Source organism: Collimonas sp. GW821-FHT02H07 (assembly GCF_059421505.1).
The window spans coordinates 71,852-88,174 of sequence record NZ_JBWKVC010000010.1; the positions used below are offsets into that span (position 1 = coordinate 71,852).

At 61.1% G+C, this 16,323-nt stretch carries 16 protein-coding genes; 6 read left to right on the forward strand and 10 right to left on the reverse strand.

Annotation, left to right across the window (positions count from 1 at the left end):
- Positions 1–3: 3 nt before the first annotated feature.
- The 3 genes from AC07V8_RS16320 to AC07V8_RS16330 all read right to left on the reverse strand — a co-directional run bounded on the left by AC07V8_RS16320 (position 4) and on the right by AC07V8_RS16330 (position 2,677).
- Positions 4–1,176 carry an ABC transporter substrate-binding protein gene (locus AC07V8_RS16320; protein ID WP_494679658.1) on the reverse strand — a complete coding sequence of 391 codons (1,173 nt, stop codon included), beginning with the start codon at positions 1,174–1,176 and terminating at the stop codon, positions 4–6.
- Between the two features lie 106 nt (positions 1,177–1,282).
- Positions 1,283–1,858 carry a nucleoid occlusion factor SlmA gene (gene slmA, locus AC07V8_RS16325; protein ID WP_494679657.1) on the reverse strand — a complete coding sequence of 192 codons (576 nt, stop codon included), beginning with the start codon at positions 1,856–1,858 and terminating at the stop codon, positions 1,283–1,285.
- Positions 1,859–1,948: 90 nt separating this feature from the next.
- Entirely contained in the window at positions 1,949–2,677 is a 729-nt protein-coding gene (locus AC07V8_RS16330; protein WP_494679656.1) for a pyrimidine 5'-nucleotidase, read from the reverse strand.
- A gap of 80 nt (positions 2,678–2,757) precedes the next feature.
- Here AC07V8_RS16330 and AC07V8_RS16335 point away from each other — a divergent pair, with 80 nt between their 5' ends.
- The 3 genes from AC07V8_RS16335 (at position 2,758) to fnr (ending at position 5,837) form a co-directional block, all read left to right on the forward strand.
- Positions 2,758–3,735 carry a TraB/GumN family protein gene (locus AC07V8_RS16335; protein WP_494679655.1) on the forward strand — a complete coding sequence of 326 codons (978 nt, stop codon included), beginning with the start codon at positions 2,758–2,760 and terminating at the stop codon, positions 3,733–3,735.
- Between the two features lie 160 nt (positions 3,736–3,895).
- On the forward strand, positions 3,896–4,984 hold the full coding sequence (locus AC07V8_RS16340) for a fatty acid desaturase (RefSeq protein ID WP_494679654.1): 1,089 nt from the start codon (positions 3,896–3,898) through the stop codon (positions 4,982–4,984).
- A 103-nt stretch (positions 4,985–5,087) separates the two neighbouring features.
- On the forward strand, positions 5,088–5,837 hold the full coding sequence (gene fnr, locus AC07V8_RS16345) for a fumarate/nitrate reduction transcriptional regulator Fnr (RefSeq protein WP_494679653.1): 750 nt from the start codon (positions 5,088–5,090) through the stop codon (positions 5,835–5,837).
- A gap of 10 nt (positions 5,838–5,847) precedes the next feature.
- Here the strand turns inward: fnr and hemN are convergent, their stop codons facing one another.
- Positions 5,848–7,275, reverse strand: a complete 1,428-nt coding sequence (gene hemN, locus AC07V8_RS16350) for an oxygen-independent coproporphyrinogen III oxidase (protein ID WP_494679652.1) — start codon at positions 7,273–7,275, stop codon at positions 5,848–5,850.
- A 180-nt stretch (positions 7,276–7,455) separates the two neighbouring features.
- On the opposite strand from hemN, the gene mnmC1 reads away from it, so the two are divergent.
- Positions 7,456–9,246, forward strand: coding sequence for an FAD-dependent 5-carboxymethylaminomethyl-2-thiouridine(34) oxidoreductase MnmC1 (gene mnmC1, locus AC07V8_RS16355; RefSeq protein WP_494679651.1), 1,791 nt, complete (start codon positions 7,456–7,458; stop codon positions 9,244–9,246).
- Positions 9,247–9,263: 17 nt separating this feature from the next.
- On the opposite strand, the gene AC07V8_RS16360 is transcribed toward mnmC1, so the two are convergent.
- The gene (locus tag AC07V8_RS16360) at positions 9,264–9,581 is read right to left on the reverse strand and encodes a YXWGXW repeat-containing protein (protein WP_494679650.1); all 318 of its coding nucleotides are present in this window, start codon (positions 9,579–9,581) and stop codon (positions 9,264–9,266) included.
- 267 nt (positions 9,582–9,848) lie between these two features.
- Here AC07V8_RS16360 and AC07V8_RS16365 point away from each other — a divergent pair, with 267 nt between their 5' ends.
- Entirely contained in the window at positions 9,849–11,480 is a 1,632-nt protein-coding gene (locus AC07V8_RS16365; protein ID WP_494679649.1) for an NAD(P)/FAD-dependent oxidoreductase, read from the forward strand.
- Positions 11,481–11,519: 39 nt separating this feature from the next.
- On the opposite strand, the gene AC07V8_RS16370 is transcribed toward AC07V8_RS16365, so the two are convergent.
- The 5 genes from AC07V8_RS16370 to AC07V8_RS16390 all read right to left on the reverse strand — a co-directional run bounded on the left by AC07V8_RS16370 (position 11,520) and on the right by AC07V8_RS16390 (position 15,489).
- Entirely contained in the window at positions 11,520–11,801 is a 282-nt protein-coding gene (locus AC07V8_RS16370) for a type II toxin-antitoxin system RelE family toxin (protein WP_494679648.1), read from the reverse strand.
- A complete protein-coding gene (locus AC07V8_RS16375) occupies positions 11,791–12,039 on the reverse strand; it encodes a type II toxin-antitoxin system Phd/YefM family antitoxin (protein ID WP_494679716.1) in 249 nt (82 codons plus the stop codon). The genes AC07V8_RS16370 and AC07V8_RS16375 overlap by 11 nt, the downstream gene beginning before the upstream one ends.
- A 219-nt stretch (positions 12,040–12,258) precedes the next feature.
- On the reverse strand, positions 12,259–13,476 hold the full coding sequence (locus tag AC07V8_RS16380) for a cytochrome-c peroxidase (RefSeq protein ID WP_494679647.1): 1,218 nt from the start codon (positions 13,474–13,476) through the stop codon (positions 12,259–12,261).
- A gap of 14 nt (positions 13,477–13,490) precedes the next feature.
- Positions 13,491–14,864: a metallophosphoesterase gene (locus AC07V8_RS16385; RefSeq protein ID WP_494679646.1), complete on the reverse strand. Its 1,374-nt coding sequence runs from the start codon at positions 14,862–14,864 to the stop codon at positions 13,491–13,493.
- A 262-nt stretch (positions 14,865–15,126) separates the two neighbouring features.
- Complete coding sequence (locus tag AC07V8_RS16390) at positions 15,127–15,489, reverse strand: winged helix-turn-helix domain-containing protein (RefSeq protein WP_494679645.1); 363 nt, start codon at positions 15,487–15,489, stop codon at positions 15,127–15,129.
- A gap of 143 nt (positions 15,490–15,632) precedes the next feature.
- Here AC07V8_RS16390 and AC07V8_RS16395 point away from each other — a divergent pair, with 143 nt between their 5' ends.
- Positions 15,633–16,202 (forward strand): hypothetical protein, encoded by a 570-nt coding sequence (locus tag AC07V8_RS16395; protein WP_494679644.1) that lies wholly within the window; start codon positions 15,633–15,635, stop codon positions 16,200–16,202.
- Positions 16,203–16,323 lie beyond the last annotated feature (121 nt).

Sequence of the window (16,323 nt, forward strand, 5' to 3'; positions counted from 1 at the left end):
GCGTTATTGCGCGGCGCCCAGCAGTTTCCATTTGCCGTTGACGATTTCCACCATCACGCGGGCGCGCTGGTCGAAACCGACGTGGTCGGCCGGGCTCATGTTAACGATGCCCTGCGAGACCGGCAGGTTCTTGATGGCTTCGATGCTGTCGCGCAGCGCGGCGCGGAATTCCTTGCTGCCGGGCTGGGCTTTCTTGAGCGCTTCAGGCGCAGCCGCACCCAGCAGCATGCCGGCATCCCAGGCATGGCCGCCGAAAGTGGAAATGCTGCCGGCGCCATAGGCTTTTTCATAGGCGCTGCGGTAGGCCATGGCCGACTTCTTGACCGGATTGCTGTCGGGCAGCTGTTCCGCCACCAGCAAGGGTCCGGCCGGTAGGAAAGTGCCTTCGCAATCCTTGCCGCAGACACGCAAAAAGTCATTGTTGGCGACGCCGTGGGTCTGGTAGATCTTGCCTTTGTAGCCGCGTTCTTTCAAAGTCTTTTGCGGCAAGGCGGCAGGCGTGCCGGCGCCGGCGATCAGCACGGCGTCCGGATTGGCGCTGACGATTTTCAAGACCTGGCCGGTGACCGACGTATCGGGGCGAGCGAAACGCTCGTTGGCGACGATCTTGATCTTGCGCAGCTCGGCCAGCTTGGAAAACTCGCGGTACCAGCCTTCGCCGTAAGCATCCGAAAAACCGATGAAGGCCACGCTCTTGACGCCGGCGTCGGCCATGTGGGCGATGATCGCGGTCGCCATGTGCGAATCATTCTGCGGCGTCTTGAATATCCAGCGGCGCTTGGCGTCGACCGGTTCGATCAGCGATGCAGAAGCCGCCATCGAAATCATCGGCGTGCCGGATTCGGCGGCGACATCGCTCATCGCCAGCGAACCGGGCACGGCGGTCGAGCCGATCAGCAGGTCGACCTTTTCTTCGCTGATCAGCTTGCGTGCATTTTTTACCGCGGTGGTGCTGTCGGTGGCGTCGTCCAGCACGATGTACTGCACCTTCTGGCCGGCGATTTCCTTGGGCAGCAAGGCGAAGGTATTCTTCTCCGGGATGCCCAGCGACGCCGCCGGACCGGTGGCGGAAACGCTCACGCCGACCTTGATCTGGGCAAATGCGCCGCCGCTGCCCGCGGCCAGGGTGATTGCCAATGCTGCGGAAACGGTGGTCCCCAACCATGCTTTTTTCATCTGATCTGCTCCATTGAGTTGTACGGCGTGCGGCCTGCCATGGCGGGCGGCGCCAGGGTCTGTCGACCTAGACAGTACCACCGCGCCAGCGATGGTAGCAAAAAAATCAAACCAGCATCAGCGCGACCTGCTGGGCGGCGTCGGCGCCTGGCTTGTGCTGGAAACGGCTCTTGGCGAAACGCTGCCAGCGGCCCAGCACGAAACTGGTCAGGATATTGGCGCGCATCGCGGTTTCCGCCTCATTCGCCTCGCCTTGTGCGGCGGCGGTGCGCAGCGCCTGCTTGAGCGCCAGTTCGATACGGTCGACGAACTGGTTCATGCGCAGTTGCAGGCGCTCGTCCTCATTCACCAGCGCGTCGCCGATCATGACCCGCGTCATGCCCGGATTGCGCTCGGCAAAATTCAACAGCATCAAGGTAATCGCCTGCGCCTGGTGCAGTCCCTTTTCCTGCTGTTCGGTAATCTGGTTGACCAGGCCGAAGACGGTGGTCTCGATAAATTCGATCAAGCCTTCGAACATTTGCGCCTTGCTGGCGAAATGCCGGTACAGAGCTGCCTCGGATACCGCGATCCTGGCGGCCAGCGCGGCCGTGGTGATCTTTTCCCCTTTGGGTTGTTCCAGCATGACCGCCAGGGTCTGAAGGATTTGTAGTTTACGCTCGCCTGGTTTGGTAGTAGCCATGGTTTTTTATTTTAGTAATGATGGAGATAAGGAAAACTGAGGCTGAACCGGCCGCAGGGTTGAAGCCGGCATCCAGCCGCTATCGGGGCTTCAACGCAAACGGTGCAGATTCTTGCTCAGCTGACGGACGGATTTTACTTTGACATCGACGTAATTGGGGCGCTTTATCGTATTTGACTGGTCCTTCAGGTACTGCGTCACCCATGCAGTGCGCATGCCGACCCGCTTGGCGGCCCGGAGATTGGCGATGGTATCCTCCACCAGGATGCAGCGCCGCGCCGGCACCTTCTCGCGCGCCATCAGCTGCCGCAACAGGAGGCGCGACGGCTTGGGCCGCAACTGGCGGTGCACATGCATGGATTCGATCGAAATATGCTTGCCGAAACAGCGCTGCAGGCGCAGGTGGCGCATGACGTCGCCGGAATAGCCCAGCGGCGCATTGGTCAGCAGGATCTTGCGGCCCGGCAGCCGCTTGAGCAGATTGATCAGGCCGCGCTCGGCCCTGATCATCCCCAGCAAATCGTCGAAGCGATGGGCTTCGCGCAGAAAGTCCTCGGGCCGCACCTGATGGTGTTTTACCATGCCCAGCAAGGTTGCGCCATAGCGCCGCCAGTAGTTTTCGCGGGTGGCGTTGACGGTGGCGACGTCGGCATCGACGCCGTTGCTGCCAAGGGTGCGCGCCATGAAGGCGTTCATGTTGACGTGGATCGCCGGAAAAATCGCATGCGAAGCGTTGTGCAGGGTATTGTCCAGGTCGAACAGCCAGAGCGCCGTATTATTTTTCCCCCTTGGCTTTTTCCTGCGTGTATCCATTACCATGATGTGCGCCGGTGATTTATCCGGAATTAAAATCGTTGAAATCGTTAACCAAAGGGGAACATGTGTTTCGTCAGATTATAGTGACATTACTCGCGCAGCTGCTGCAGCCCTTGCAGGGGAACCGCCTGCGCCGCCTGATGCTGCCCCTGGGCCTGGGAGCTTTGCTGGCGAGCGCGCCGCCGCTTTTCGCCCAGGACGTCCTCGCCGGCGCTTCCCTGCAGCCGTCTGCCGCGGTCCGCCAGGGCGGCGCCATGTTCCAGATACAGCGCGACGGCCGCAGCGCCTATGTATTCGGCACCATCCACGTCGGCAAGGCGGACTTCTATCCGATGGATGCGAAAGTATTGCAAGCTCTGCAACAATCGTGCTGCCTGGCGCTGGAAATCGATCCTGGCAATACCCAGGCCATGATTCCGCTGATGAAAAAATACGGTTTCTACCTGGATGGCAAACCGCACCAGAAAGACTTGCCGCCGAAGCTGCAAAAACAACTGGCCGCGCTGCTGGATAAATACAAGATGGCGCCGGAGCAGATAGCCGGCCTGAAACCATGGCTGATCGCCACCATGCTCGGCATCAGTGAATACGCCAGCCAGGGTTATCTGTCGCAATACGGGGTCGACGGCACGCTCGCCAGCCTGGCGAAAAGCGGCAACAAACGCCTGGTCGAGCTGGAAACCGCCGATGCGCAACTGGCGTTGCTGGGCAATCTGTCGCTCGCCGAACAGGTCCAGTTCCTGCAGGATAGCGTCGATGAGATACAGGATCCGGCCAAGGCGCGGCGCTCCCTGGACCTCGTCAATTTGTGGCGCAACGGCGATCTCGACGGCCTGGCCGCGATGCTGGCGGAAATGAATGCCGAAGACAGCTTTGCCAGCAAATTCATGCAGCGCTCCCTGCTCGACGGCAGGAATCCCGGTTTGGCCGACGGCATCGCAAAACTGACAGCCTCGGCAACCGATCCCTTCGTCGCCATCGGCATGCTGCATCTGGTCGGGCCAAACAGCGTGCTGGCGATCCTGCAGCAGCGCGGCTATACGGTGAAGCGGCTTTACTGAAGTCCGGCGGTGCTCACCTTGCCATGCCATTGCCTGCCGCAAGCCGCGTCCAGGCGGAACCGGCCCTGCAATCTGCATAATCTTTGATCGAAATCAACGCCAGGCAGTTTCAAGTCTTCTAAGATCAGCCGGCGTTATCTCTATCTCAAAGGTTTGCCACATGAATTCCTCTCACTTGCCAGAGCCGGTATCACCGTCGGCGGCCATGCCGCATCGCAAAGTGATCCGCTCCTGGCTGCTGCCGATTGCGCAACGCGATACCGGTCGTGCGCTGGCATTGGTGCTGCTTGATCTGATCTTGTTTTCGGCGGCTATCTTGGCCACAGTCTGGCTGCGGAATGCCGCCGCGAAATTGCTGCTCGGCGCAGTCGCCGGCTTCATCATCGGCCGCTTGTTCATACTCGGCCACGACGCCTGCCATCAAAGCTTTACATCGCACCGGCGCCTCAACCGCTGGCTCGGCCGCCTGCTGTTCCTGCCTTCGCTGACGCCTTACAGCCTGTGGGATGTGGGCCATAACGTCGTTCATCACGGCTATACCAACCTGAAGGGTTTCGACTTTGTCTGGCATCCGCTGTCGCTGGAGGAATTTCAGGCGCTGCCGCGCCGGCGTCAGTGGCTGGAACGCGTCTACCGCAGCGGCTGGGCGCCCTGGCTCTACTATCTGGTGGAAATGTGGTGGCAGCGCATGTACTTTCCGAGCCGCCGCACCATGCCGACCCGGCGTCCGGCATTCGTCTGGGACGGCATCCTGGTCACGGCGGCGGCGTTGCTGTGGATTGCCCTGCTGGCTGCAGCTGCGCTGGCCACCGCGCAGCCGCTATGGCTGACCTTGCTGGCCGGTTTTGTGCTGCCTTTGCTGTTCTGGAATGCCATGATCGGTTTTGTCGTGTACGTGCATCACACCCACACCGGGGTCGCCTGGTATGACCAGAAAACCGTGTGGGCGGCGGCGCAGCCGTTTGTCTCCACCACCGTGCACCTGACGTTCCGCTACCGTATCGGCGCGCTCTTGCATCACATCATGGAACATACCGCGCACCACGTCGACATGAGCATCCCGCTGTATCGCCTGCAGGAAGCGCAGCAGATTCTCGAAACCATGCTGCCCTTGCGCATCGTGATCCAGAAATTCTCCTGGCGCTGGTATTTTGATACCGCGCGGCGCTGCAAGCTGTACGATTTCCGGCGTCATTGCTGGACCGATTTTTCCGGCATGCCCACCAGCGCCGCCGCCATCGTCAATTGAGCGGCGCGCAATTGCAGCAGGATTGCAGCCGTAGCCGGGTACATGGCGGTAGAATGAGTGATCTTGGCAAGTTGCACCGCCACGCCCTCCATCGGATCCCGCCATGAATCATGCTCCACTCCGTGCAGCGCCGCTGCTGGATGTCCGCGCCCTGCGCACCAGTTGCTCGTCTTGCAGCATGCATCAGCTGTGCCTGCCTATGGGGCTCGATGAGCCTGAGATGCAAAAGCTGGACGGCATTATCGGCCGCCGCCGCGTATCGCGCGAAGCCAGCCTGTATCGCATCGGCGACAAGTTCGTTTCCCTGTATGCGGTGCGGGTCGGCCAGTTCAAGACCTCGCAAACCAATCCTGACGGCGCGCGGCAGATCACCGGTTTTCAGATGACCGGCGAATTGCTCGGCATGGATGCGATCAGCACCGACACCCATCAATGCGACGCGGTAGCCTTGGAAGATAGTGAAGTCTGCGAAATTCCATTCGCGCGGCTGGAAGAACTGTTCGGCGAGATCCCGACCCTGCTGCGGCATTTTCATCGCATCATGAGCAAGGAAATCACGCGCGAGCAAAGCGTCATCCTGTTGCTCGGCAATATGCGCGCGGAGCAACGCTTTGCGGCCTTCCTGGTCAACCTGTCGTCGCGCTATGCGGCGCGCGGCTATTCGCCGACCAGCTTCCAGCTGCGCATGACGCGCGAAGACATCGGCAACTATCTCGGCCTGACGATCGAAAGCATCAGCCGCCTGCTGTCCAAGCTCAAGAAGGACCGCCTGCTGAAAGTCAGCAACAGGGAAATCGAACTGACCGATTTGCCGATGCTGAAAGCGCTGGCGACTGGCGCCGACGCCTGCTGAAGGCCTGGCCTCAGATGGTTTTTGAATAGCGCAGCGGCGTTCTGTGCGGATCCAGATAGCGGTCGAACACCATGCAGATATTACGGATCAGCAAACGCCCTTTCGTGGTCACGCTGATCCATTCCTCATCGAGGGTCAGCAAACCGTCGGCTTCCAGCTGCCGCAATTGAAGCAGCTCGGCGGCGAAATATTCGGCAAACCGGACCGGATGCGCGATCTCGATCGACGCCAGCGACAGTTCGAAATGACACATCAGGCGCTGGATGATCAAGCGCCGCAGCAAATCGTCCAGGTTCAGCCTGATGCCGCGCGCAATCGGCAGTTCCTGCCGATCGAGCCGCAGGTAGTAGGCTTCCAGCGTCTTTTCATTCTGGCTGTAGCTGGCGCCGACAGCGCTGATCGCCGATACGCCGCATGCCACCAGATCGGACTCGGCATGGGTCGAATAGCCTTGGAAATTGCGGTGCAAGCGTCCCTGCCGCTGCGCAATCGCCAGATCGTCGCCTGGCCTGGCAAAGTGATCCATGCCGATATACACGTAGCCGGCTTCGGTCAGGCGCTGGATGCACAGGAACAGCATGTCGATTTTTTCTGCCGGCGTCGGCAGGTCGCTGTCGGCGATCCGCCTTTGCGGCTTGAACAGGTGCGGCATGTGGGCATAATTGTAGATAGCGATGCGGTCCGGCGACGCCGCGATCACCTTGTCCAGCGTTTGCGCGATGGATGCCAGGCTCTGCTTGGGCAAGCCATAGATCAGATCGATGCCGACTGAGCGGAAACCGGCAAAGCGGGCGGCGTCGATGATGCGCAGCGTGTCTTCTTCGGCCTGTATCCGGTTCACCGCCTTCTGCACCGCCGGATCGAAATCCTGCACGCCCAGGCTGAGCCGGTTGAAGCCCTGGCGGCGCAGCGTGACGATGCGCTTCGGCGTGACGGTCCGCGGATCGACTTCTATCGAATACTCGCCCAGCTGGTCGGGCGCGAACTGGAAATGCCGCTGCAGGTGCGCCATCAGTTCGCTCATCTGGCGGTCGCTGAGATAGGTTGGGGTGCCGCCGCCGAAATGCAGCTGCTCCACCTGGTTCATGCCGTCAAACAAGGCGGCCTGCATCGAAATTTCGCGTTTCAGATAAGTCAGGTAGAGTGCGGCCTTGCTCAGATTCTTGCTCACCACTTTATTGCAGGCGCAGTAGTAGCACACCGTATCGCAAAACGGAATGTGCAGGTACAGCGACAAGGCATGCCGCGCACCCATCGCATGCCGCTCCGAGACTGCCTGATGATAGGCCTCGGCGTCGAACTCCACGGAGAACCTGTCTGCCGTCGGATAGGAGGTGTAACGCGGTCCGAGCTGGTTCATCCTGCTGAGCAATGCAGGTTCAAACGCCAGCGCAGCCGGCGGCGCCGCGGCGGCTATCGTCTCTTGGGAAGTTAACATGTAGCGGCTCCGGCGATTGGCTGTATCCATCGCCACAGCGTAGCGGGCCGGGCCGGCGAGCGCTTTGATATAGATCAAGCGCCAGCTTTACACTGACCGCCGCGCGCTCGATACTGCCTATAATCGCGCATTGACCACCAATTTCTTGCCATCTTGCTTCTCCATCATCCAGTCTCAGCATTGCCGACAGATCCCAGCCGCTGGCAAGGGCGGGATCGCTACGTGCTGCTGGATAGCGACTTTGGCGACGGTGCACAGTTTTTTGCGACCTGGCTAGCCTGGCGCAACGATGCCAACCGTCCGCGGCAGCTGCATTACCTGGCGCTGGCGCCGGCCATGACTGCCCTGCATGCCTTGCGCCGGACGCTGGAACAAGCGCCGCAGTGGCAGGCTCTGACGGCCGAACTTTGCGCCGCATGGCCGCCGGCGGTCCCGGGGTTTCACCGGATCTTCCTGCAGGATGGCCAGCTGGTGCTGACGCTGATGTCTGGCGACAGCGCCGCCTGCCTGCGGCAGATAGTGGCCAGCGTCGATGCCTTCCACTTGCGAGGGCATGGCTGGCTGGAATGGCCGCTGCCCATGTTCAACACGCTAGGCAGGCTGGCTGCCAGGCAAGCCAGCCTCGCCATTTCCAGCCCTGGCGCCGCACCGTTTGAAGCGCAACGGACGGCGCTGCAGCAAGCGGGATTCGTCTTCGAGGAAGACGCCTTGCGCGCGCAATTTGCGCCGCGCTTTACGCCCAGGTCGCCGTTCGCAAGCACACCGCCCTTGACAGAACGCCATGCCATCGTGATCGGCGCCGGACTGGCCGGCAGCGCCGCCTGCCAGCGGCTGGTGCGGCGCGGCTGGCGCGTCACCCTGATCGAGCGCCACGCCGAAATAGCACAGGAAGCCTCGGGCAACGCCGCCGGCATTTTCATGCCCCTGCTGTCGCGCGACGACAACCCAAGCTCACGCCTCAGCCGCAGCGCCTACCTGTTCGCCCGGCACGTCTGGCGCCAGCTGGGCGGCATCGGCAACGCGTTCACCGGCGCCGCCTGCGGCGTCCTGCAAATCGCCCGCGACGCCCAGCACGCCGGCGCACAGCAACAGCTGGCAAGCCACTGGCGCTATCCAGGCGATTTTGCGGAATGGCTGGATCAGGCCGCGGCCACCCGCCTGGCAGGCACTGCGGTCAGCCATGGCGCTTGGCACTTCCCGGCCGGCGGCTGGGTACAGCCGCGCAGCTTGTGCCGGGCCATGCTGGACGACTGCGGCGCCAGCCTGCGCATTCTTTTCGGACAGCGAGTCGAAAGATTTGAGTATGAGCAGCAGCGCTGGGTGGTGCGCGCTGAAGGCGGCATCGAAATTGCCCGCGCGCCTATACTGATACTAGCCAACGGCTGCGACGCGCTCGCTTTCCCGCAAGCGGAAGACTTGCCCCTTGCCGCCGTGCGCGGGCAGATCACCCATCTCGACGCCAGCCTGGCGCCATCCATAGCGCCGGTCATTTGCGGCGAAGCCTACCTGACCCCGCCCAGCGGAAATATCTGCAGCGTCGGCGCTTCTTACGACGAAGATAACGACCAGGCGCTGCGGCAAGACAGCCAGGACGACAATCTGGCGCGACTGGCCAACATGCTGCCGGGCTGGTTCGCCGGCGATTTGCCGCTAGCCGGGAGGGTCGGCTTCCGCTGTGTCGCCAGCGACCGTTTGCCCCTGGTCGGCGCTATGCCGGACAGAAGCGGGCCGTGCAGCGTGCGCGAGGCGAAACTGAAAGACCTGCCGCGCTTTCCCGGCCTGTACAGCCTGCTCGGCTACGCGTCGCGGGGATTGATCTGGGCGCCGCTGGCGGCAGAGTTGCTGGCGGCGCAACTTGAGGGCGAACCTTTGCCGATCGAGGCCGATCTGGCAGCGGCGCTCGATCCGGCACGGTTTTTACTAAAAAGGCAGCACCGGAATGTCGCAGGCACAGTCAAAAGGGCGCCCTGAGGCGCCCCTGCGGCAACTTAGCGATCCCAGCGATATGGCCGCATCTGCCAATCGCCGCGCGGGCCTCTGACCCAGCTTGGCGGCACGTAGCGATAGCCCGGCCGAGCCCTGATCCAGCTGCCGCCGACCCACTCATGGCGGCGGCCGTTCCAGCGCCAGTATCCCGGCGCCCAGACAAAACCGCGGCGCGGCGCCGGCACCACCTCATAGCGTGGCGGCGGCGGCTGTCCGATCCGGACATTCACATACGCCTGGGCCTGGGCCTGCGTCATCGGCGCCATGAATCCGGCGCCCAGGGCCAGGGCGCTCACGCATAATATCGATTTGATCTTCATTGGGGACCTCCTTGATCTGTTTGAAAACGTCGGACGACGATTAAATATAGGTCATAAACACGGGCCCACTTGTAATTTTGTGTTTCCAAAAGATACACGCTTTGAAAGCGTGGAAATACCTTGCGGACTGCCGTAGCACCGCCCCCTAAGGTAAAATGACGGCCTGCCAGACGGCATTGTCGTTTTATAAAAATATGTGCGGGATAGCGCCTTGGCCGTGCCAGGCCAAGCTTGCGACCTGTCCCCACCTGACTTCCCGGATTACCCATGTTGCGATTGAACGAAGTACAACTACCCCTGGACCATCCTGAAGACGCCCTGCATGCCGCGATCCTGGAGCGGCTGGGCATCGCCGCGGAGGAAATGCTCGGTTACACAATTTTCCGGCGCAGTTACGATGCCCGTAAAAAAACCGCGGTGATCCTGACTTACACGGTGGATGTCGAACTCAAGGATGAGAGCGCCGTCCTCAAACGGCGCGCCGGCGATCGCAACGTGATGGCCACGCCTGACACCAATTACCGCTTCGTAGCGCAAGCCCCCGGCCAGCTGAAATCGCGGCCGGTAGTCATCGGCACCGGGCCCTGCGGCCTGTTTGCCGGACTGATCCTGGCGCAGATGGGCTTCAATCCGATCATCCTGGAACGCGGCAAGGCAGTGCGCGAACGCACCAAGGACACCTGGGGCTTGTGGCGCAAACGCGAACTGCAGCCGGAATCCAATGTGCAGTTCGGCGAAGGCGGCGCCGGCACCTTTTCCGACGGCAAGCTGTGGACCCAGATCAAGGATCCAAAGCATTACGGCCGCAAGGTGCTGACCGAATTCGTCAAGGCCGACGCGCCGGAAGAAATCATGTACGTCAGCAAGCCGCATATCGGCACCTTCCGCCTGGTCAAGATGGTCGAGCAGATGCGCGCCACCATCGAGGCGCTGGGCGGCGAATTCCGTTTCCAGCAAAAAGTGGAAGACATCGCCATCAAGTCAGAAAACGGCCAGGGCCAGGTGCAGGCCGTGGTGCTGGCCAGCGGCGAGACCATCGTCACCGACCACGTGGTGCTGGCGATCGGCCACAGCGCGCGCGATACTTTCCAGATGCTGTACGACCGCGGCGTGTATATCGAAGCCAAGCCGTTCTCGCTCGGCTTCCGCATCGAGCATCCGCAATCGCTGATCGACCGCTGCCGTTTCGGCCCGAGCGCCGGCCATCCGATTCTCGGCGCCGCCGACTACAAGCTGGTGCATCATTGCGAATCCGATCAAGCCCGCGGCCGCGCGGTCTACAGTTTCTGCATGTGCCCGGGCGGCACCGTGGTGGCGGCCACCTCGGAACCAGGACGTGTAGTGACCAACGGCATGAGCCAGTACTCGCGCAACGAGCGCAATGCCAACAGCGGCATCGTGGTCGGCATCACGCCGGCCGATTATCCGGGCCATCCGCTGGCCGGGATCGCCTTCCAGCAGCGATGGGAATCGCGCGCGTTTGAACTAGGCGGCGGCACTTACGATGCGCCGGGCCAGCTGGTAGGCGACTTTATCGCCGGCCGCGCCTCGACCACGCTTGGTTCGGTGATTCCATCCTACAAGCCGGGCGTGCTGCTGGGCGACCTGAGTACGTCGCTGCCGGATTACGCAATCGCCGCCATCCGCGAAGCCTTGCCGGCTTTCGATAAGCAGATACGCGGCTTCGCCATGAATGATGCGGTGCTGACCGGCGTCGAAACCCGTACTTCATCGCCGATCCGCATCAAGCGCCACGACGACAGCCTGCAAAGCTTGAATACCACCGGTTTGTTCCCGGCAGGCGAAGGCGCGGGTTATGCCGGCGGCATCATGTCGGCGGCGATTGATGGGATCCGGGTGGCGGAAGCGGTTGCCTTGAGCATCCTGAATAAAAATTAAGCGCACTGACTGTGGCAGACCTTAGGGAACACAAGCTCCCTAACGTCTTTCAGCGGCCTTGTACGCGGCATTGCGTTCACGCTTGCCCACCGCCACGACCAGCACGATCAGCTGCTTGTCGCGCACTTCGTAAACGAGACGGTAACCGGCTTGGCGCAGCTTGATTTTGTAGCGATTGCGAGAACCGGAAAGTTGCGCCGACGGCACATGCGGACTCAGCAATCGCTCTTCCAGCTTCTTCTTGAATTGCTCACGGGTGCCCGAGTCGAGCCTGCGCCACTCCTTCAGCGCTTCTTCAAGAAACGCGAGCTCAAAGTTCATCCAGCTTGACCTTGATGACAGCTTGCCCAACGCGCGCGTCCGCCATGGCATTCAGCTCCATGTCTTCCAGCTTGTTCATCAACGCCTCATAGGCCTTTGCCGGAACGCAATAGAAGGCAGGCTGGTTCCGGTTCAAGATCGCCACTGGGAATCCTTCGCCGGCAGCGACAGTTCCCATCGGGTCTTTTTTTAACTCGGAAACACTGGCTGTGGTCTCAGCAAAAATAAGGTGCGCCATAGAAATACTCTTTAAAGTATTATTAACAGCACCAATAATAGCATCTTTCATAGCACTCCAATAAAAGCTGACTGACAAGTCGCGGTGAGTACTCACTCAACGAAAGATTCAAGTATCGCCTGCTTTTTACGGTCTGTTCATAGGGATATTCATAAGTCTTGGCTGAAAAATCAGCCGCCGCTCAGGAGAAAAGGGCTCCCCAGCGTGCAACCGGCCAATTTATTTACGAGCAGATTCTGCGGGCGGTTTAACAAACTGCGCGTCGGTCAATGTTTTCAAAAAAGCCACCAGATCGTCCACATCGCTGTCGCTCAAGGCCGGTGTGCTGCCTTCGCGCCGGTTGTAGGGCACCGAGTTGACGTTGACGTTTTCCCGATAGGCGGGCGGCACGTCATCGAACTTGACGCCGGTCTTGTACCAGTCGCCCGGCCTGGTGGCGCGCGTTGCGTAGAACGCGACGGCATCGCGCAGCGAAGTGAACACGCCGTTGTGCATATAGCTTTCGCGCACGGCGACATTGCGCAAGCCGGGGGTCTTGAAATAGCCGCACCACTGGCTGCTGTCCGGCCACTTCAGATCGGCCGCGGTTTTGCACAGGCCGACATCGTAGAACTTGGCATTGCGGTTTTCGGCGATGCGGCGGTTGCGCGGCACGGCTGCCGCGTCGTAGCCGAAATCGGTAAACATCGAACGCGCCGGATTAGCGGATTTGTCGTTGAACTTGTGACAGGACATGCAGTTGCCTTTGTCAGGATCCTTGAACAAACGCAGCCCTCGCAGCTCGGCCTCATTCAATTTTCCGCTGCCGCGGATATAGTCGTCGTACCTGGAACTGAAGGGCGTCATTTCGTCGCTGCGTAAAAATGCTCGCAGCGCCCGGCCTGCGGCCTGGCTGGCCTGCTCCGGCCGCTCGAATATCGCGGCGCCGAACTGCGCTCGCATGTCGGGTGCATAAGCTTGCATCAGTTTGCGCGCAAGCTGGCGCGGGTTGCGGTTATTCATTTCCAGAGGATTGAACAAAGGACCCTGCGCCTGTTCCGCCAAGGTATCGGCGCGCCCATCCCAGAAAAATCCGCCGAATGGCATCGGCGCCAGCGCATCATCGTCCTGATAGAAAAAGCGCGGCGGCGTATAGCGCATGTACAGCACCGAAGGCGTGTTGCGCGTCCCCAGGCTGGCTGGACGGCTGCCGAGCGCGACGCCGATGCGCGATCCGTGATTGCCTGAAAAAGCCTGCGCCGGCGCATGGCAGCTGGCGCAGCTGGTGCCGCGCGGTTCCGACAGGCGCGTATCGAAAAACAGTTTGCGGCCCAGCGCAACCAGCGCCGGGGAATCGCCAGGCGCGGCGGCCGGCGCCGGCATTTCGGGATAGAGCGGCGGCGTGCCCGCCGGCGCCGCGCCGGCGAGGAACAGGCCACTCAGCAGAAGCCATTTCAACCGCGCCAGCAACATCAGTTTGGCGCCAGATAACCGGTCTTGTCGCAACTGATATTGCTGCCGCTTTGCAGACAGGTAGTGAGCAGCAGGCCTTTGCGGGTATAGGCCTTGTATGCCCACGCGCCATTGCTCTGGCGGTCCATCACCATGAAGCCGAAGCTGCTGGTATGGGAAATCTTGTCGACGACGGCGCCGGGAGCCGGATTGGTGTTGGCCGGGAAAGGATCGGCAAAATTCACATCGAGATTATCGCCGCCATTGCCGGAGACGAAAGTGGCTGGATGCGCTGAAGAGAAGTTGATGGCCTGGAAATCATGGACGTGGCCATGGATCGCCGTCTTCACGCCGGACGGATAGAACGCGGTCGGGTTGACGCTTTGCATGACCGATTGCAGCGCCTGATTGCCCGGGGCCGGCGGCGCGCCGGCTATCGGTGCGAAACCGAGGATCGGATGATGATTGGTGAAAATGCTGTTGACGCCGGCCTTCGCCGCCAGCCGGTTGACCGCCTGGAATTGCGCCTGGTAAGCGATGAACTGCGGATCGCTGGCCGCCAGCGCCGCCCTGCCCGCCTTGGCCGAATCGAACACGATCACCTGAGTGTCGGCGCCGACCGCCACGGCATACGGATCGGACAGATTGCCGGCCGCATCATCGGCCGGATCGTTGCAGGAACGCTTGGGATCCGCCGCCTGCGTATCGAGGAAACGGAACCAGCCCTGGCCGGCGCGCGCGCATTCCTCGTGATTGCCGCGCACCATGACCCACGGCGCCGCCGCCATCAAGGGCGCTGCCGGTTTGAACAGGTCCGCCTGCCAGGCATCCCAGCCGTAGCCCCAGGGACTGTCCTTGCAACCGGCGATATCCGCCGGGCAGGCGTTTTCGCGATAATGATAATCGCCGATGTGCAGCACCAGATCCGGTTTCATGGCGGCAGCGGTGCTGGCGATGTCGGGAAACGGCCAGGAGTCGCCGTCATCGCAGGCCTGCCAGGCGTTGTCGGCCTTTTTCAGGCGGCAGCCGGTATCCGCCAGCACCACGATGCGCTGCGGCGACTGTTTCGGCAACGGCAGACTGCGGGAGCCGACCGAGACGCCGCTGCTGTCGGCCGGCACCAGGTATTCACAGGCGGTGACCGGGAAAACGGAAGGCTTGGAATCCGCGGCCGCGCTGGCGGTAGGGCGCTGCGCCGCGGTCCCGGCGGCGGCGCGCACCGTCATCGCCACATAGCTGGAACCGTCGCGCACATCGGGGCAGCCGGCGTCGCTGGTGATCACCCTGACGATAGCCTGGTTGTTGCTGCCGACCGCCACCCAGGCCGCCTTGACGCCGGCGTCGACGTTGCTGTCGCTGCCGCCGCAGGCCGCCGCCAGCAGAGCAAGGGCCATGCTTGAAGCGAGCCTGAACGCATTTACAAATGGCTTACGGTGCTGCTGTTGCTCGATGGCGTCCATGATGCTCGCAAGGATGAAGGTGAATGATGCCGAGTGATGCTGAGTGATGCTGAGTGATGCTGAGTTGATAAATTATAAAAATAAAATGTGACGCGCTTGTTACATCCGGCAGGCAAAAAAAATACGCCGAAGGCACATGCCGTCGGCGTATTTTCATTTCAGGGAAGGTGCTGCCGCGACAGCAACGAAAGCGGTCTTATTTGCTGACGTCTCGCGTCGCCTGCACCAGGCATTTGGATAATTTGTCAAAATGCAGCCACGCCGCCTGGCTCAGCTCAACCTGCTTGCGGCGCGTATCGTCGGTATCCGACAAAACTATCCAGCCCTTTTCGCGCATCGACTTCAGGCGCGCATGCAGCATGGCCGGCGAACCGAGTTCGCTCTGCGCCATCATGTCGCGCACCGAAAGCCGTTCGCGCGCCTGCCCAGCGCGGGCGACAAAGGCCAGGATGCGGTCTTCCAGCGGGTCCAGCGACGGCAACGACGGCAAGCCGCGCAGCGCGTTCGCCAGTTGCAGGAAACGCACATAGATATCTGCAGGTCGGCTGTTTTTGTCCATGGCTATTTTATAAACTGCAGGAAAAACGAAAAACTATCGCTGTTGATTTCATAACGATCATACTCGCCAATTTACGGCTTCCGCAAGCATCTTGCCACACACCCGCCGCACATAGGCGGATAGTTCGGTAATATACGCGCGCTATGTCCCCCACTTCGCTCCCTGCCGAGAAATTCCGTCTGCACCTGCTGACTGTCGCCATCACGGTGGCGGCCTACATGCTGGTGTACATGACCAACGACTGGCTGTTCAAGCACATCGAGTTTACCCAGGGGATCGCCTGGATCTATCTGCCTGCGGGGATAAGGCTGATCTGCACATTGCTGTTTGCCGAGGCGGGAGTATTCGGCATTTTGATCGCCTCGCTGCTGACCTCCAGCATCTATGCCATCTTTCCTGGCGATCCGGTGACCACCATCGGCTACAGCGCGATCTCGGCGCTGGCGCCCTATCTCGCCTACCGCTTCACCTTGCAGGAAATGCGCCTGCAGCCTTCGCTAGTCAACCTGACCACCACGCGCCTGCTGGCCTGCATCCTGCTGTACGGCCTGACCAATCCGCTGCTGCAGCTGATGTGGTTTGTCATGCGCGGCATTTCCTATCACTTCTGGTCGGGCCTGATCGTCATGTCCATCGGCGATCTCACCGGCTCGCTGATCGTGGTGTATGCGATCAAGATCCTGCTGTCCTTCTTCCCTGTGCCGCGCCGCTGAGCCTGCGCTGCCGGTGCTGCGTGGCACGATCGCCACATTGTCATCGATTGTAATACTGCCGAAATAATTCCTCGCTATTCTGCCGCACAGTTATAGAAATTATAGCGGTCAGCCAACGCCA

What these genes read in the sequence shown, in the direction of transcription:
- AC07V8_RS16320 (WP_494679658.1), bottom strand. Translation starts at nt 1,176, where the DNA reads ATGAAAAAAGCATGGTTGGGGACCACCGTTTCCGCAGCATTGGCAATC.
- slmA (WP_494679657.1), bottom strand. Translation starts at nt 1,858, where the DNA reads ATGGCTACTACCAAACCAGGCGAGCGTAAACTACAAATCCTTCAGACC.
- AC07V8_RS16330 (WP_494679656.1), bottom strand. Translation starts at nt 2,677, where the DNA reads ATGGTAATGGATACACGCAGGAAAAAGCCAAGGGGGAAAAATAATACG.
- AC07V8_RS16340 (WP_494679654.1), top strand. Translation starts at nt 3,896, where the DNA reads ATGAATTCCTCTCACTTGCCAGAGCCGGTATCACCGTCGGCGGCCATG.
- fnr (WP_494679653.1), top strand. Translation starts at nt 5,088, where the DNA reads ATGAATCATGCTCCACTCCGTGCAGCGCCGCTGCTGGATGTCCGCGCC.
- hemN (WP_494679652.1), bottom strand. Translation starts at nt 7,275, where the DNA reads ATGTTAACTTCCCAAGAGACGATAGCCGCCGCGGCGCCGCCGGCTGCG.
- AC07V8_RS16360 (WP_494679650.1), bottom strand. Translation starts at nt 9,581, where the DNA reads ATGAAGATCAAATCGATATTATGCGTGAGCGCCCTGGCCCTGGGCGCC.
- AC07V8_RS16365 (WP_494679649.1), top strand. Translation starts at nt 9,849, where the DNA reads ATGTTGCGATTGAACGAAGTACAACTACCCCTGGACCATCCTGAAGAC.
- AC07V8_RS16370 (WP_494679648.1), bottom strand. Translation starts at nt 11,801, where the DNA reads ATGAACTTTGAGCTCGCGTTTCTTGAAGAAGCGCTGAAGGAGTGGCGC.
- AC07V8_RS16375 (WP_494679716.1), bottom strand. Translation starts at nt 12,039, where the DNA reads ATGGCGCACCTTATTTTTGCTGAGACCACAGCCAGTGTTTCCGAGTTA.
- AC07V8_RS16385 (WP_494679646.1), bottom strand. Translation starts at nt 14,864, where the DNA reads ATGGCCCTTGCTCTGCTGGCGGCGGCCTGCGGCGGCAGCGACAGCAAC.
- AC07V8_RS16390 (WP_494679645.1), bottom strand. Translation starts at nt 15,489, where the DNA reads ATGGACAAAAACAGCCGACCTGCAGATATCTATGTGCGTTTCCTGCAA.
- AC07V8_RS16395 (WP_494679644.1), top strand. Translation starts at nt 15,633, where the DNA reads ATGTCCCCCACTTCGCTCCCTGCCGAGAAATTCCGTCTGCACCTGCTG.